Origin of the sequence: Aeromicrobium endophyticum (assembly GCF_003586285.1) — a bacterium.
Lineage (GTDB): Bacteria > Actinomycetota > Actinomycetes > Propionibacteriales > Nocardioidaceae > Aeromicrobium > Aeromicrobium endophyticum.
In genome coordinates this window covers 680,635-695,973 of record NZ_QUBR01000002.1, presented here as the reverse complement: position 1 = coordinate 695,973, position 15,339 = coordinate 680,635, and the positions used below count along the sequence as shown (strand labels likewise).

15 protein-coding genes are annotated in these 15,339 nt (G+C 70.9%); 6 read left to right on the top strand and 9 right to left on the bottom strand.

Annotated elements, in window-relative coordinates:
* Positions 1-3: 3 nt before the first annotated feature.
* Both tal and tkt read right to left on the bottom strand, forming a co-directional pair.
* Positions 4-1,092, bottom strand: a complete 1,089-nt coding sequence (gene tal, locus DX116_RS13995) for a transaldolase (protein WP_119704858.1) — start codon at positions 1,090-1,092, stop codon at positions 4-6.
* 44 nt (positions 1,093-1,136) lie between these two features.
* A complete protein-coding gene (gene tkt / locus DX116_RS13990) occupies positions 1,137-3,314 on the bottom strand; it encodes a transketolase (protein ID WP_119704857.1) in 2,178 nt (725 codons plus the stop codon).
* Between the two features lie 102 nt (positions 3,315-3,416).
* Here tkt and DX116_RS13985 point away from each other — a divergent pair, with 102 nt between their 5' ends.
* Positions 3,417-4,346, top strand: coding sequence for a heme o synthase (locus DX116_RS13985; protein ID WP_119704856.1), 930 nt, complete (start codon positions 3,417-3,419; stop codon positions 4,344-4,346).
* 65 nt (positions 4,347-4,411) lie between these two features.
* Positions 4,412-6,418 carry an acyltransferase family protein gene (locus DX116_RS13980; RefSeq protein ID WP_119704855.1) on the top strand — a complete coding sequence of 669 codons (2,007 nt, stop codon included), beginning with the start codon at positions 4,412-4,414 and terminating at the stop codon, positions 6,416-6,418.
* Between the two features lie 9 nt (positions 6,419-6,427).
* Here the strand turns inward: DX116_RS13980 and DX116_RS13975 are convergent, their stop codons facing one another.
* The 5 genes from DX116_RS13975 to DX116_RS13955 form a co-directional block, all read right to left on the bottom strand.
* Entirely contained in the window at positions 6,428-7,216 is a 789-nt protein-coding gene (locus tag DX116_RS13975) for an inositol monophosphatase family protein (protein WP_119704854.1), read from the bottom strand.
* Between the two features lie 138 nt (positions 7,217-7,354).
* Positions 7,355-8,053, bottom strand: coding sequence for a DUF6989 domain-containing protein (locus DX116_RS13970; protein ID WP_119704853.1), 699 nt, complete (start codon positions 8,051-8,053; stop codon positions 7,355-7,357).
* Between the two features lie 31 nt (positions 8,054-8,084).
* On the bottom strand, positions 8,085-9,026 hold the full coding sequence (locus DX116_RS13965; protein ID WP_119704852.1) for a COX15/CtaA family protein: 942 nt from the start codon (positions 9,024-9,026) through the stop codon (positions 8,085-8,087).
* Positions 9,017-9,805 (bottom strand): ABC transporter permease, encoded by a 789-nt coding sequence (locus tag DX116_RS13960; RefSeq protein ID WP_119704851.1) that lies wholly within the window; start codon positions 9,803-9,805, stop codon positions 9,017-9,019. The genes DX116_RS13965 and DX116_RS13960 overlap by 10 nt, the downstream gene beginning before the upstream one ends.
* Positions 9,802-10,752 (bottom strand): ABC transporter ATP-binding protein, encoded by a 951-nt coding sequence (locus DX116_RS13955; RefSeq protein WP_233556786.1) that lies wholly within the window; start codon positions 10,750-10,752, stop codon positions 9,802-9,804. Before DX116_RS13955 ends, DX116_RS13960 begins: the two co-directional genes overlap by 4 nt.
* A gap of 50 nt (positions 10,753-10,802) precedes the next feature.
* On the opposite strand from DX116_RS13955, the gene DX116_RS13950 reads away from it, so the two are divergent.
* Complete coding sequence (locus DX116_RS13950; protein ID WP_119704850.1) at positions 10,803-11,888, top strand: ATP-dependent DNA ligase; 1,086 nt, start codon at positions 10,803-10,805, stop codon at positions 11,886-11,888.
* A gap of 129 nt (positions 11,889-12,017) precedes the next feature.
* On the opposite strand, the gene DX116_RS13945 is transcribed toward DX116_RS13950, so the two are convergent.
* Positions 12,018-12,797 (bottom strand): GTP pyrophosphokinase, encoded by a 780-nt coding sequence (locus DX116_RS13945; RefSeq protein WP_233556785.1) that lies wholly within the window; start codon positions 12,795-12,797, stop codon positions 12,018-12,020.
* Positions 12,798-12,898: 101 nt separating this feature from the next.
* Between DX116_RS13945 and DX116_RS13940 the strand changes: the two genes are divergently transcribed.
* A complete protein-coding gene (locus DX116_RS13940; protein ID WP_119704849.1) occupies positions 12,899-13,120 on the top strand; it encodes a hypothetical protein in 222 nt (73 codons plus the stop codon).
* A 53-nt stretch (positions 13,121-13,173) separates the two neighbouring features.
* Entirely contained in the window at positions 13,174-13,335 is a 162-nt protein-coding gene (locus DX116_RS19970) for a hypothetical protein (protein ID WP_158592000.1), read from the top strand.
* Between the two features lie 84 nt (positions 13,336-13,419).
* Here DX116_RS19970 and DX116_RS13935 read toward each other — a convergent pair whose 3' ends face one another.
* On the bottom strand, positions 13,420-14,463 hold the full coding sequence (locus tag DX116_RS13935; RefSeq protein WP_119704848.1) for a DNA polymerase domain-containing protein: 1,044 nt from the start codon (positions 14,461-14,463) through the stop codon (positions 13,420-13,422).
* A gap of 92 nt (positions 14,464-14,555) precedes the next feature.
* Between DX116_RS13935 and DX116_RS13930 the strand changes: the two genes are divergently transcribed.
* The gene (locus DX116_RS13930) at positions 14,556-15,245 is read left to right on the top strand and encodes a type 1 glutamine amidotransferase domain-containing protein (protein ID WP_119704847.1); all 690 of its coding nucleotides are present in this window, start codon (positions 14,556-14,558) and stop codon (positions 15,243-15,245) included.
* The last annotated feature ends 94 nt before the right edge of the window (positions 15,246-15,339 follow it).

Below are 15,339 nucleotides of genomic sequence, written 5' to 3'. Positions count from 1 at the left end.
GGATCAGGCCTTGTCGAGCTCGGCGGAGACCGTCGCGAGCAGCTCGGTCCAGGAGGCGTCGAACTTCTCGAGTCCCTCGTCCTCGAGCTGCTTGACGACCTCGTCGTACGAGATGCCCTCACGCTCGAGCGCCGCGATGGCGTCGCGCGACTCCTCGTACGTGTTGCTGACGCGGTCGCCCAGGATGTCGCCGTGGTCGGCGACGGCCTCGAGCGTCTTCTCGGGCATGGTGTTGACGGTGTTGGGCGCGACCAGCTCGGTGACGTAGAGCGTGTCGGGCAGCGCCGGGTCCTTGACGCCGGTGGACGCCCACAGCGGGCGCTGGGCGTTGGCGCCCTTGGCCTCGAGGGCCTTGAAGCGGTCGGAGCCGAAGACCTCCTCGTAGGCCTCGTAGGCCAGACGAGCGTTGGCCAGGGCGGCGGTGCCGCGCAGCGGGTGGTCGTCGCCGAGGCGCTTGTCGACCTCGGTGTCGACGCGGCTGACGAAGAACGAGGCGACGGAGTGGATCTCGGACAGGTCGCGACCCGCGGCGGCGGCCTGCTCGAGACCCTCGATGTAGGCGTCCATGACGCCGCGGTAGCGCTCGAGCGAGAAGATCAGCGTGACGTTGACGCTGATGCCCTCGGCGATCACGGCGGTGATCGCGGGCAGGCCCTCGAGCGTCGCGGGGATCTTGATGAGCAGGTTGGGACGGCTCACGCGCTCCCAGAGGCGGTGGGCGAGCTCGATGGTGCCCTCGGTGTCGCGAGCCTTGCCCGGGTCGACCTCGATCGAGACGCGCCCGTCGACGCCGCCCGTGGCCTCGAAGACCGGCGCGAGGATGTCGCAGCCGTTCTGCACGTCGGTCGTGGTGAGCTCGAAGACCGTGTGGTCGACGTCGGCGCCGGCGGCCTTGAGCTCCTTGACCTGCGGCTCGTACTTCTCACCCTTGGCGAGGGCCGAGGCGAAGATGGACGGGTTGGTCGTCACGCCGACGACGCCCTTGTCGGCGACGAGCTCGGCGAGGTTGCCGGACTCGATGCGCTCGCGCGAGAGGTCGTCGAGCCAGATGGACACCCCGGCGTCAGCCAGGGCCTTGAGACGTTCGTTCATGAGTGCTCCTTGGTATGAGAGGTCATGCGTGGACGGACGGGGCGTCAGTGCGACGCGGCGTCCGCGTTGTCACCCGGGCCGACAGGTCCTGCCGGGCGGGCGTGGAACGGTGCGGTGGGCTCGCCCGCGGCAGCCGCGATGGAGTCCTTGGCGGCTGCGACGACGGCCTCGGGCGTGATGCCGAACTTGTCGTACAACGTCTGGTAGTCGGCCGACGCGCCGTAGTGCTCGAGGCTGATGATGCGGCCGGCGTCGCCGACCACGTCGCGCCAGCCCAGCGCGACGCCTGCCTCGACCGCCACGCGGGCGCGCAGCGTCGGCGGGACGACCTCGTCGCGGTACGACGCATCCTGCTGCTCGAACCACTCGCGGCTCGGCATCGACACGACGCGGGCCTTGATGCCCTCGGCGGCCAGCAGCTCGCGGGCCTTGACCGCGATCTGCACCTCCGAGCCCGTGCCGAACACGATGACGTCGGGCGTGCCGCCGTCGGCCTCGATCAGCGTGTAGGCACCCTTCGAGACCAGGTCGGCCGATGCGTAGCCGTCGACGCCCCGCGGGAAGGTCGGCAGGTTCTGACGGCTCAGGATCAGCGCGGCGGGGCGATCGGTGGTCTGCATGATCGTCTTCCAGGCGACGATCGTCTCGTTGGCGTCGGCCGGTCGGACGACGTCGAGACCCGGGATGGCGCGCAGCGACGCGAGGTGCTCGACCGGCTGGTGCGTCGGCCCGTCCTCGCCGAGGCCGATGGAGTCGTGGGTCCAGACGTAGGTGACCGGCAGCTCCTGCAGCGCCGACAGCCGTACGGCCCCGCGCATGTAGTCGCTGAACGTGAGGAACGTTCCGCCGTACGGACGCGTGAGGCCGTGCTGGACGATGCCGTTCATGATCGCGCCCATGGCGTGCTCGCGGATGCCGAAGTGCAGCACCCGTCCGTACCAGTCGCCCTGGAACTTGGCGCTCGAGCGCTCGGGCGGCAGGAACGACGGCTCGCCCTTCGGCGTGGTGTTGTTGGAGCCCGCGAGGTCGGCCGAGCCACCCCACAGCTCGGGCAGGCCCGCCACGGCGGCCGACAGGAACTCGCCGGACGCGACGCGGGTGGCGACGCCCTTGGCGTCGGCCTCGTAGACCGGCAGGTCGGCGTCCCAGCCGGCGGGCAGCTCGCGGTTCTTGAGCCGCTCGAGCAGGGCCGCGTTGTCGGGGTTGGCCGAGGTCCACGCGTCGAACGTCGTCTGCCAGGTCTCGCGCTCGGCCGCCGCGCGCTCGCGGACGGCGTGGGTGTGCTCGATGACGTCGTCGTCGACGATGAACGTCTGGTCGGGGTCGAAGCCGAGCAGCTTCTTGGTGGCGCGGATCTCGTCGTCGCCGAGAGCGGAGCCGTGCGATCCACCCGTGCCCTGGGCGTTGGGCGTGGGCCAGGCGATGATCGTGCGCAGCTGGATGAAGCTGGGACGGTCGGTGACGGCCTCGGCTGCCTGGTAGGCGTCCCAGAGGGCCTGGACGTCCTCGACGTACTCGGTGCCGCCGTTGGTCCAGTCGACGGTCTGGACGTGCCAGCCGTAGGCCTCGTAGCGGGCGGCGACGTCCTCGGTGAAGGCGATGTTGGTGTCGTCCTCGATCGAGATGCGGTTGTCGTCCCACAGCAGCGTCAGGTTGCCGAGCTGCTGCGTGCCGGCGAGTGACGACGCCTCGGCCGAGACACCCTCCTGCAGGTCGCCGTCGGAGGCGATGACGTAGACGTGGTGGTCGAACGGGCTCTCGCCGGCGGCGGCCGACGGATCGAGCAGGCCGCGCTCGCGGCGGGCGGCCATCGCGAAGCCGACGGCGTTGGCGACACCCTGGCCGAGCGGGCCGGTGGTGACCTCGACGCCGGGGGTGTGGCGGTACTCGGGGTGGCCGGGCGTCTGGCTGCCCCACGTGCGCAGGCTCTTGAGGTCGTCGAGCGTCATGGGGTAGCCCGCGAGGTACAGCTGGATGTACTGCGTGAGGCTCGAGTGACCGCACGACAGCACGAAGCGGTCACGGCCGGCCCAGTGCGGATCGGTGGGGTCGTGGCGCATGAGCTTCTGGTAGTGCAGGTACGCCACGGGCGCCAGGCTGATGGCGGTGCCGGGGTGGCCGTTGCCGACCTTCTGGACGGCGTCGGCGGCCAGCAGGCGGACGGTGTCCACGGCCTTCTTGTCGAGGTCTGTCCACTCCAGGGAGGGGGTTCCGGACGTCACAGCGGTGGCTCCTGATCGTCGAGCGAGCTTGGGGGATGACTGGCTTCCGAGGCCGTCACCACGAGCCTACTCGCGTCGCTTAGACTGCTGCACGTGACCGCCATGGATGTGAACACCACCAGCCATAGCGACGTACCCACTTCCCCGTCGTTCACCGATGTCGTCAAGTCGTATGTCGCGCTGACCAAGCCGCGCATCATCGAGCTGCTGCTCCTGACGACCGTGCCGGTCATGTTCCTGGCGCAGGAGGGCGTCCCGCCGTTCTGGCTGGTCATCGCCACCTTCGTCGGTGGTGCGCTGTCGGCCGGCAGCGCCAACGCGCTGAACTGCGTCGTCGACGCCGACATCGACCAGATGATGCGGCGTACCTCGCGCCGTCCGTTGGCGCGCCACCAGATCCCCACCCGCAACGCGCTGGTCTTCGGGCTCGTCCTGGGCGTCGTGTCGACCGCGGTGCTCGGGTTCTGGGTCAACTGGCTCTCGGCCGGCCTGGCGCTGGCCGCCAACGTCTTCTACGTCATCGGCTACACGATGATCCTCAAGCGCCGCACCACCCAGAACATCGTGTGGGGCGGCGCCGCGGGCTGCTTCCCGGCCATGATCGGTTGGACGGCCGTCACCAACGAGCTCGCGTGGGCGCCGGTGGTGCTGTTCCTGGTCGTGTTCTTCTGGACGCCGCCGCACTTCTGGTCGCTCGCGATGCGCTACCGCGAGGACTACGCCGCCGCGAGCGTCCCGATGCTGCCGTCGGTCGTCGGCTCGGCCGAGGTCGCCCGCCAGATCGTGGCCTACACATGGGTCATGGTCGGCACGTCGCTGCTGCTGTGGCCGCTCACACCGACCGGCTGGTTCTACCCCGCGGTCGCGATCGTGCTGGGCATCGTGTTCCTGATCGAGGCGTACGACCTCAAGTCGCGCGCCCAGGACACCGAGGAGCTCTCGGTGCTCAAGCCGATGCGGCTGTTCCACTACAGCAACGCCTATCTGGCCCTGCTGTTCGTGGCCGCCGCGGTCGATCCCTTCCTGCGCTGAGGGCAGACCCCCCGGCCGTCTACGATTGATCGGCCGCGCACCCGTCACGGCCGGAACGGACGGTCATGACCACTGCCGAGCCCGGCACGCCGTCAGGCGCACGCCGCAGCGACATCCAGGGTCTCCGAGCGGTGGCGGCCACGCTCATCGTGGCGTTCCACGCCGGCGCGCTCGTTCCGGGCGGCTTCTTCGCCGTCGACATCTTCTTCGTCATCTCGGGCTTCGTGATCACCGCGATGCTCCTGCGCGAGCACGCCACGACCGGGTCGATCTCGCTGCGGCGGTTCTACCTGCGACGGGTGCGACGGCTGTTCCCCTCGCTGGCGCTGGTCGTGGCGGTCACGATGATGCTCAGCATCCTGCTGCTGAGCCCGTTCTCGTGGGGGCCACTGGCCCCGAGCGGGCTCGCGTCGCTGTTCGCGGTGTCGAACGTCTACTTCGCGGTCGCGACGGACGGCTACTTCCAGACCGCCTCGGACGCCGTCCCGCTGCTGCACACGTGGTCGTTGTCGGTCGAGGAGCAGTTCTACCTCGTGTTCCCGACCGTCGTGCTGCTGATCCTGGCCAGGGGACGGCGCCGCAGCCTGCTGGTGTGGGCCGTGGCGATCGTGACCGTTTTGTCGTTCGTGCTGTGCGTGGTGCTGACCCTCGCGCCGCTGCCTGGCGCACTGTCGTCGCAGGCGCCGCGGCTGGCGTTCTACTCGCCCATGACCCGGGCGTGGGAGTTCGGGGCGGGGGCGCTCGCGGCGCTGGCCCTCACCTCACGCGCCGTGCGTCCGTCGCGCTGGGCCGAAGCCGTCGGCTGGGCCGGCGTGCTGACGCTCGCGGTGGCGTTCGTCGTGGTCGACGAGGCCTCCTTCCCGGGGTGGAGTGCCGCGCTGCCGGTGGCTGCCACGGTGCTGCTGCTCGTCTCGGGCAGCCTGGCGTCGCCGGCCGGCACGCTGATCGGCCGGGCGTTGTCGGTCCGACCCATGACGTGGCTCGGTGACCGCTCCTACACCTGGTACCTGTGGCACTGGCCGATGATCGTCGCGGCGCACCAGTGGTGGCCGCAGTCGCGGGCGGCCGAGGTGCTGGCCGGTGTCGGCGCGCTGGGCGTGGCAGCAGTCGTCTACCGGTGGTTCGAGCGCCCGATCCACGACGGCACGTTCGTGCGGCCGGCGCGCACGCGTCCGCTGATGCTGGCGATCGTCGGGGGAGCGGTGGCCTGCTGCGTCGTGGCGGGCGCTGCCTCTGCCACGTCGTTGGGCGACGACCACCTCCGCGAGCAGCGCCAGGTCGTCTCGCAGCAGCACCTCGACCAGGTGAGGGGCTGCGACGGAGGACTCGTCGCCGGTCAGGGCGTGCCCGATCGGTGCCGATGGGACGTCGAGGGCTCCCGCGGACGACTGCTGCTCGTCGGCGACTCCCACGCCGGCCACTACTCCGAGGCGTTCGTCGACGCCGCCGCCGACCTGGGCTACTCGGCGGACGTCGTCACGTTCCCGTCGTGCCCGTTCGCGCTCGGCGAGTCCGCAGATGCCGCGTGCACCTCGTTCGTCCGCGACAACGTGCGCGCGCTGGCGGCGCCCGACGACCCCTACGACCTCGTCGTGGTGTCGACCGCCGCCATCAACTCGGTGCGCGACCCCGACCTGACGAGCTCCGCCCCCGCGACCGCGGGCCGCTGGCGCCGCGAGCTCGAGACGACGCTGAGGCCGGTCGCCGCCCGCACGCGCGTCGTGACCGTCGTCGACAACGTCCAGTTCCCCCGGCTCATGACCTGCCTGCGACGCTCGGTGCTGAGCACGGACCCGGCGCCAGGATGCCTGCGGCCCGGCGAGATCGACGTGTCGCTCCACGACGCGTCGGCGACGGCGCAGCAGACCGCGATGGACGCGATCGGTGGCCACGCCCTCGACCCGACGGTGGCGCTGTGCGGCGCCCGTGCCGCGTGCCGGCCCGTGGACGACGACGGCGTCCCGATCTTCCGCGACGTCTCGCACATCACGGTCGACGAGTCCCACCGACTCAGCGGCGTCTGGTCGAAGCGGCTCGCCGAGGTGCTGGCGACGCCGCGCGTGGCGGGCTAGCGCCGAGGGCTACGACGCCGTCAGGCGCTCGACCAGCTCGCCGAGCGCCTGCGGGTTGCCGGCCAGGTGCCAGCGGTGGCCGCGGTGCTCGACGACGGCGGTGCGCCCGCCGGCCGCCTCGACCAAGGCCTGGCCGGGAAGCCAGTCCCAGGCCGGCGTCGAGTGCTGCGCCCAGACCCCGATGCGTCCGGTGGCGACGCTCGACAGGTCGATCGAGCCCGAGCCGAGAACGCGGGGGGTCGCCACGCCGGCGACGAGCGCGAGCCACGACTGCAGGACGTCGGGGTCGTCCAGGGTGCTGGGGTGGATGTAGGTCGCGAGGCTGCACTCCGCCAGCGGACGGTCGGCGAGCCGGGCGACGGGTGCGGCGTCGAGCGTCGTCGGCAGGTCACGCCCACCCACCCACGTCTCGCCGCTGCTGGGTTGGTGCACGGCACCCAGGGCGGCACCGTCGGCGTCCTGCAGCGCCAGCGCGCTGCACCAGTAAGCGAGCCCCGACACGAAGTTGTAGGTGCCGTCGACGGGGTCGATGACCCAGGTGCGTCCGCTGGAGCCGTCGTGGGCCGCGCCCTCCTCGCCGAGGATGCCGTCGTCGGGGCGGGCGCGTCGCAGCGCCTGCATGACGTGCTCCTCGGCGGCGCGGTCGGCGGCGGTCACGACGTCCGAGATCGACGTCTTGCGATCGGTCGTGAGCCCCTCGTCGCGCATGCGGGCGGCGAGCGCACCCGCCGTTCTCACGAGGTGGACGGCCAGCTCGGCGTCGGACAGGGTCGGGTCGATGTCCCAGGCGTCAGGCATGCGCGCCAGTCTAGGGATCCACGTCCGCCCTCCGACCCGCGAGTGGCGCACTCTTGCGATTCTGAGACGGCGTTTCCCGCGGATCTGCGCCACTCGCGACAGGATTGCGCCACTCGCGCGGGGGAGGGCACCACTTGATCAGGCGGTGATGCGCCAGCCTGCGACGTCGATCAGGAAGTGCGAGAGCACGAGCGCTCCCAGGTAGAAGGTCGAGACGGCCAGCGCCGCGCCGACACGTGTCGGCGCGGTCGATGCACGGGTCGCCCTGAACGCCACGGCCGTGGCCCACCCCAGCGCCGCCTCGGCGGGCACGACGTAGATCGCGACGCCGCCCCACCGGGTCGTGTCGCCGGCGGGCTCCCACAGCCCCAGCGTCGGCGCGGCGATCTCGGCACCGAGGAAGACGACCGCCGACAGCACCGCGGCTCGTGCGGGACGGCCGCCGGCGAGCGCCAGGGCCACGAACAAGGGCGCCACCCACATGCCGGCCATCGCGAGCGGGATGACGTCGTCGACCCTCAGCCCCCCGGTGTCGGGGAAGCGCAGCGTGCCGACGAGCCCCGAGAGCACCCAGTCGGGCAGCACCTGGAACACCGAGACCGGCACGAGGAAGGCGGCGAGTGCCGCGAGATCGCTCCGGCCCGACCGGCGTGTCGCGAGCTGCAGGGCCACCACGTAGGCCACGACGATCGCCAGCACGCCCCATCCCTGGGCGGGACGGTCGAGCGAGAGGGCGACGCCACCGGCCACCAGCAGGCCGGCGTGCACCAGCAGGAGGGGGACCAGGTCGGTGCTGCCTGCGGACGTGGGCGACTCGGTGACCGAGCTGGACGACATCCGGTCACCGTAGGGTGACGTGGGTCTCAGGTCAATGAGAGGACGTCGAGGCCGACGCGCGGGTGTCGGTGACCTCGGACGACCGGCTGGCCACCACCTCGACCAGCAACCGCGTCGCGACCGCGACGAGCACGGCTGCACCGACCAGGTGCGCCGCCACGAGGGCGATGGGCAGGTCGGTGAAGTACTGGACGAAGCCGAGCGTCCCTTGAGCCAGCTCGGCGACGAGCAGGCCGCCAGCCAGCCGCGCGGCCGGCGTGCCCCGCAGCAGCAGGCAGCAGCCGAGCGTGAGGGCGACGAGGACGTAGACGGCGACGGCGTGGACGTGGCTCATGACCTGCGGGTCGAGCATGTTGCGCGGGGCCTCGTCGTCGCCGGCGTGCGGACCGCTGCCGGTGACGACCGTGCCGAGGTACACCACGACCCACAGCATCCCGTAGGTCGCCAGCACCAGCCGTCGCGCGCGGGTGGCGAAGGCGAAGGGCGTGGCGCCGCGCACCCGCACCACGAGCAGCACGGATGCCGAGACCAGCAGCAGCGACAGCAGCAGGTGCAGCGAGACGATCCACGGGTTGAGGTCGGTCAGCACCGTGATGCCGCCGATGACGCCCTGGAACGGGACGCCCAGCGCGATGAGCGCGGCGAGCCGGCGCAGGGGGCGTGAGGTTCTCGACCAGCGCCAGATGGCCACGAACGTCGCCACGACGACGGCGATCAGCACGTACGTCAGCATCCGGTTGCCGAACTCGATGACGCCGTGGAAACCGAGCTCGCGGTGCGGCACGAACGAGTTGTCGGTGCACTTGGGCCACGTGGGGCAGCCCAGGCCCGATCCGGTGAGGCGCACGAGACCACCGGTCAGGATGATGACGGTGTTGGCGACGACGGCCGCCCACGCCCAGCGCTCGACCGACGTCTCGGTGGGCTGACGCAGCCCCAGCCACGAGCGCTTGGCCTTGGTGGTCACTCCCATTTGAACGTCCTCGACACGAGAAGGCTGGCGCACACCGTCCAGACGAGCAGGACGACGGTGGCGAAGGCGGTGGGTCCGTCGCCGGCGAACGTGTCGCGCAGTCCCTGGCCCAGGGCACCGGAGGGCAGCAGGTCGAGCACGTGGCGCGCGGCGGTGGGGTAGCGGCTGAGCGGGACGAGCAGGCCGCCCCCGACCAGCAGCAGCACGTAGACGAGGTTGGCGACCGCGAGCGTCGCCTCGGCCCGCAGCGTGCCGGCGATCAGCAGGCCGAGCGAGCCGAAGGCCGCGGTGCCGAGCACGAGCAGCGCGACCATCTGGCTGGCGGCGACCACGCCGCCGTGAGGCTGCCAGCCCAGCGCCAGGCCGACGCCCGACAGCACGGCGAGCTGCGCGACCTCGATGATGACGACGGCACCGATCTTGCCGAAGAGCAGTCCCCAGCGGGGCAGCGGCGAGGCGCCGAGACGCTTGATGATGCCGTAGCGGCGCTCGAAGCCCGTCGCGATGGCCAACGACGTGAAGGACGTCGACAGCACGGCCAGGGCGAGGATGCCCGGCGTGATGATGTCGATCGTGCGGCCGGGCCCGAGGTCGACGATCTGGTCGGCCTGCGAGCCCAGCACCAGCAGCACCAGCGGGATGACCATCGTGAGCAGCACCTGCTCGGCGTTGCGCAGCTGCAGCCGCAGCTCCATCGTCGTCTGGGCCCTCAGCATGGCCGGGCGCGTGGCCGAGCCGGGTCGGGGCGACAGGTCGAGCCTGGTGGGTGCGGACGTCATCGCAGGGCCTTGCCGGTGAGCTCGAGGAAGCGGTCCTCGAGGGTCTGACGCTCGACGAGCAGCGACTCGGTGAACACGCCCTGAGCGGCGCACCACGTCGCGATGGTCGCGAGCAGCTGGGGATCGACGGCACCGGCCACGACGTACGCGCCGGGCGTCACCTCGTCGACCTTGGTGTCGTGGGGGAGCGCGCTCATCAGGTCGACGACGTCGAGCCCGGGGCTCGAGGTGAACCGCACGGTGTTCTCGGAGCCGGACGACGCGAGTGCCTGGGGCGTCCCGGACGCGATGACGCGGCCGCCGTCGACGATGTGGACGTCGTCGGAGAGGGCCTCGGCCTCGTCCATGAAGTGGGTCGTGAGCACGACCGTGACGCCGCTGCTGCGCAGCTCGGCGATGAGCTCCCACGTGGAGCGGCGCGCCGCGGGGTCGAGGCCCGCGGTCGGCTCGTCGAGGAACAACAGCTCGGGACGTCCGACGATCGCCATCGCGAGGCTGAGGCGCTGCTGCTGCCCGCCCGAGAGGCGGCGGTAGGGCGTCGAGCCGTACGAGCCCATGTCGAGGCGCTCGATCAGCAGGTCGACGTCGAGCGGATGGGCGTGCAGCGACGCGATGTGGTGCAGCATCTCGTGCGAGCGGGCGCCCGACCACGCGCCACCCGACTGCAGCATGACGCCGACGCGGGGCCGCAGCAGGTGCCCCTCGGCGACGGGGTCGAGGCCCAGCACGCGGACGGTGCCGCTCTGCGGGGTTCGGAAGCCCTCGCACGTCTCGATGGTGGTGGTCTTGCCGGCGCCGTTGGGTCCGAGGATCGCGGTGACGGTGCCACGGGCGACGCGGAGGCTCAGCCCGTCGACGGCCGTGACGTCGCCGTAGCGCATCGCGAGATCGACCACCTCGACTGCTGGCGCGTCCCCGGAGGTAGGCACTGCGACCGGCTCAGACACCCCCACAGTGTAGGTGTCGCCCGGCTAGGTCTCGTCTTAGGCTGGGCTGCATGGATCTGCCCGTCATGCCACCGGTCAAGCCGATGCTCGCCAAGTCCGTCAAGGGCGTCCCTGCGGCCGACTCGGTCGACGGCGGCCTGTCGTACGAGCCCAAGTGGGACGGGTTCCGCTGCATCGTGTTCCGCGACGGCGACGAGGTCGTGCTGGCCAGCCGGTCGACCAAGGAGCTCACCCGCTACTTCCCCGACGTCGTCGAGGCCGTGCTCGCCAACACGCCGGCGCGGTGCGTGCTCGACGGCGAGATCTTCCTGGCGATCGACGGACGCCTGGAGTTCGACGCGCTCTCGCAGCGCATCCACCCTGCGGCCTCGCGGGTCGCGAAGCTGGCCGAGCAGACGCCTGCGTCGTTCGTCGCCTTCGACCTGCTCGCGCTCGGCGACGAGTCGCTGATGGACGAGCCCTTCTCGGTGCGACGGTCACGTCTCGAGGACGCGCTCGCATCGGCGTCCGCGCCCGTGCACCTCACCCGCACCACGACCGATGCGGCGGTCGCCGAGGAGTGGTTCGGCATCTTCGAGGGCGCGGGGCTCGACGGCGTCGTCGCCAAGGCCCTGGGCAAGCCGTACGCCGAGAACGGGCGGCAGATGCTGAAGATCAAGCACGCCCGCACGGCCGACGTCGTCGTCGCGGGCTACCGCCTCCACAAGACGTCCACCGACGACCGGCCGCTGCTGGGCTCGTTGCTGCTGGGTCTCTACGCCGACGACGGCACGCTGCAGCACGTCGGCGTCGCCGCCTCGTTCACCGAGTCGCGGCGTGCCGAGCTGGTCGAGCTGCTGCAGCCGCTCGTGGTCGACACCACCCAACACCCCTGGGGCCAGTGGCAGGACGCCGATGCGCAGGCCTCGTCACGCCTCCCCGGCGGGCAGAGCCGCTGGACCGGCACCAAGGACCTGTCGTTCGTCACGCTCGAGCCGTCGCTGGTCGCCGAGGTGGGGTACGAGCACATGGAGGGCACCCGCTTCCGACACACCGCGCAGTTCAAGCGGTGGAGGCCCGATCGCGAGCCCGAGTCGTGCACGTACGGGCAGCTCGAGGAGGTCGCGAGGTACGACCTCGACGACGTCCTGACCTGACGGCCGCTCCACCAGCCCGGGCAGTGCGTACGCCACATTCCGTGGTTGAGCGGTGCTCACGCCACCTTCTGAGCTCGATTCGGCGTCGAGACGGTGGAGGATCCACCGCTCGAAGGGGACGGTGAGCCGTCAGGTGCCCATGCGCTTGAGGCGCTCGACGAAGGCGTCGTCGGGGAGGGCGACGGTGCCCCGCACCAGCTCGTCCTTGAGGCCGGACGACAGCGCGCCGGCCGACTTGACCTCGGTGTGCAGGCGCTCCATCGTCGCGTCGAGCTCGGTCGCGGTGTCGGCGGCGTCCTTGAGGCCGTCGAGCAGGGCCTGCGGCACGTCCTCGCGGTACTTGTAGTGGATCTTGTGCTCGAGGCTGGCCCAGAAGTCCATCGCGATGGTGCGCAGCTGCACCTCGACGAGCACCGGCACCTCGCCGTCGCTCAGGTAGACCGGTACCTCGACGAGGGCGTGCAGGCTGCGGTAGCCGTTGGGCTTGGGCGTCGTGATGTAGTCGCGCACCTCGACGATGACGACGTCCGACTGGCTCGTGAGCATGTCGAACACGTGGTAGACGTCGGACACGAAGCTGCAGGTGACGCGGACGCCGGCGATGTCGGTGATCTTCTCGGCGATCGACTCGAACGTCGACTCGCACTCCTTGCGGCCCATCTTCTCGAGGATGCTGTCGGGGTTCTTGAGCCGTGACGAGACGTTCTCGATGGGGTTGGTCTCGTGGAGGTGCTCGAACTCGTCGCGCAGGATCGACAGCTTGGTGACGATCTCCTCCATGCCGAACTTGTAGCGCATCATGAAGCGGGTGAAGTCCTGCCTCAGGTGCTGCACCTCGTCGTGCGAGAAGTCGTCGTCGGGGCGATCGATGAGTCGACCGAGATCGATCCGCGCGGGCTTGGGGTCCACCCGGCCACTCTAGACAGGCGCCCCGACGAATGCCCGAACGCTGCCGCTCGGTGTCGCCTCGACGACGTGCCGCCCGGCCCCGGCCGTCGTACCGTCGGTGCATGCACACCACCGTCACGACCGATGACGCCGCGCTCGCCGACACGCTGCAGGCGATCGACGAGTCCCTGCGCAAGAGCTTCGCCGCGATGCCCGTCGACGACGTCGCCGTCCAGGTGAGGCGCTCGATGGACGAGGCGTCGGTCGAGCTGCCCGAGGCGACGCTGCGCGAGTACGCTCAGCACATCAGCGACCGGGCTGACTACGTGCTCGTGCTGCCCTGAATTCCCTGGTCCTCCAGCGTGCGGGCCGCCGAGGACGCTCCTAGGCTCACGTCATGAATGACAAGAGGATGTGGACCATCGGGGGCCTCCTGTTCGTCGTCGCCGCCATCGCCAGCCTGGTCGGCGGCAACACGACCCTCGCCATCGGGTTCGTCGCCGTGGGGCTCGGCTTCCTGGCCATGCCGGCCTACCTCGACCGAGGTGGCAAGAAGTAGCGTCGACCCTGCGTGGGCGCCCGCCCCGGACGTCATCACGTCAGTACCTGGGTCACCGCATCGGTGATGACGTCCTGGACGCGGCTACGCCTTCTTCGCCTTGCTCGGCTGCACCCGCTTCGGCTCGCCAGGCATCTTCGGGTACTCGGGTGGGTAGGGCATCTCGGTCGGGTCGTCGGCCCACAGCGCGAGCAGGGGCGCGAGGTCGTGGGCGACGTCGTCGATCTCCGACCACGCGTCGCCGTCCGCCGCGAGCTTGTCAGGGACGGTGTGCAGCGTGAAGTCGCGCGGATCGGTCAGGTCGGCCAGCTCGTCCCAGGTGACGGGCATCGAGACCGTCGCGCCGGGGGAGGGCCGCAGGCTGTAGGCGGACGCGATCGTGCGGTCGCGGCAGTTCTGGTTGAAGTCGACGAACACGTTGTCGGCCCGCTCCTCCTTCCACCACTTGGTGGTGACGCCGTCGGCGCGGCGCTCCAGCTCGCGGGCGAAGCCGATGGCCGCGTGCCGGACGTCGGTGAACGTCCACCGCGGCTCGATGCGCGCGTAGACGTGGATGCCACGCTTGCCGCTGGTCTTGGCGAAGGCACGCACGCCCAGCTCGGCGAACAGGTCGCGTGCGACCGAGGCGATGCGCACCGCGTCGCCGAACGTCGCGGCACCGAACGGGTCGAGGTCGATGCGCAGCTCGTCGGGACGGTCGTTGTCGGCGCGGCGCGTGGGCCACGGGTGGAAGGTGACGGCTCCCATGTGCGCGGCCCACGCCGCGACGGCGATCTCGGTCATGCACATCTCGTCGGCGGCACGTCCGGACGGGAACAGCACGCGCGTGCTCTCGACGTACGACGGTGCACCGCGCATCATGCGCTTCTGGTAGAACGCGTCGCCGTGCGAGTCGGCCCGCGTCGACATCTCCATGCCCTCGCGGATGCCCTTCGGCCACCGCTCGAGCGCGACCGGACGCTCGCGCAGCGCGCGCATCAGCCCGTCCTCGACGGCCACGTAGTACTCGGCGACCATCAGCTTGGTGACCTCGGCCGAGAAGTCGGTGGCCTCGTAGATGACCCGGGTCGGGCTGGACACGCGCACCGTCCGGCCGCCCGCCTCGATCTCGACCGCATCGCTTGCCATGGCACGACTCTAGGCCGTGCGTGGGAGTGTGGGAGTGATCCGACACCAGCCGACAGGCGTGGATGTCGGCCCGTCCTCACCAAGGAGTTTCAGTGAAGGTTCTCATCGTCCTCACCTCGCACGACGAGCTCGGAGACACCGGGGAGAAGACCGGATTCTGGCTCGAAGAGCTCGCCGCCCCCTACTACGAGTTCGTCCGCGCCGGCGCCGACATCACGTTGGCGTCCCCGAAGGGCGGCCGGCCGCCGCTCGACCCCAAGAGCAACGAGCCCGATGCGCAGACCGACGACACGCGACGGTTCGAGTCCGACGCCGAGGCCTCGGCCGCGCTGTCGTCGACCGTGCGGCTCGACAGCGTCGATCCGACCGCGTTCGACGCCGTCTTCTACGCCGGTGGACACGGACCGCTCTGGGACCTCGCCGAGGACCCCGTCTCCAAGGCCCTCATCGAGGGAGCGCTCGCCGCCGACAAGCCCGTCGCGCTGGTCTGCCACGCGCCCGGCGTCCTGCGGCACGTGACGACGCCGTCCGGCGCGCCGCTGGTCGAGGGCAGGGACGTCACGGGGTTCACGAACTCCGAGGAGTCGGGGGTCGGCCTGACCGACGTCGTCCCGTTCCTGGTCGAGGACATGCTCAAGGAGAAGGGCGGTCGTTACACGCAGGGCGACGACTGGGGCCCTCACGTGGTGCGCGACGGTCTGCTCATCACGGGCCAGAACCCCGCGTCGTCGGCCCCGGCAGCCGCGGCGCTGATCGAGCTGCTCGCGGACACGTCCAGCTGATGCGCCGCCGGTGACGTCGAGTCACCGGAGAAGCGCGCCGGGCCCGGCTGTGGACGGGCGGGGCCCGGCGCGCTGGGGCGTTGGGAGGATGGTC

Coding starts and splice junctions, on each gene's coding strand:
- DX116_RS13940 (WP_119704849.1), top strand. CDS start 12,899: ATGCACACCACCGTCACGACCGATGACGCCGCGCTCGCCGACACGCTG.
- tal (WP_119704858.1), bottom strand. CDS start 1,092: ATGAACGAACGTCTCAAGGCCCTGGCTGACGCCGGGGTGTCCATCTGG.
- DX116_RS13935 (WP_119704848.1), bottom strand. CDS start 14,463: ATGGCAAGCGATGCGGTCGAGATCGAGGCGGGCGGCCGGACGGTGCGC.
- DX116_RS13960 (WP_119704851.1), bottom strand. CDS start 9,805: ATGACGTCCGCACCCACCAGGCTCGACCTGTCGCCCCGACCCGGCTCG.
- DX116_RS19970 (WP_158592000.1), top strand. CDS start 13,174: ATGAATGACAAGAGGATGTGGACCATCGGGGGCCTCCTGTTCGTCGTC.
- DX116_RS13985 (WP_119704856.1), top strand. CDS start 3,417: ATGGATGTGAACACCACCAGCCATAGCGACGTACCCACTTCCCCGTCG.
- DX116_RS13980 (WP_119704855.1), top strand. CDS start 4,412: ATGACCACTGCCGAGCCCGGCACGCCGTCAGGCGCACGCCGCAGCGAC.
- DX116_RS13965 (WP_119704852.1), bottom strand. CDS start 9,026: ATGGGAGTGACCACCAAGGCCAAGCGCTCGTGGCTGGGGCTGCGTCAG.
- DX116_RS13970 (WP_119704853.1), bottom strand. CDS start 8,053: ATGTCGTCCAGCTCGGTCACCGAGTCGCCCACGTCCGCAGGCAGCACC.
- DX116_RS13950 (WP_119704850.1), top strand. CDS start 10,803: ATGGATCTGCCCGTCATGCCACCGGTCAAGCCGATGCTCGCCAAGTCC.
- DX116_RS13975 (WP_119704854.1), bottom strand. CDS start 7,216: ATGCCTGACGCCTGGGACATCGACCCGACCCTGTCCGACGCCGAGCTG.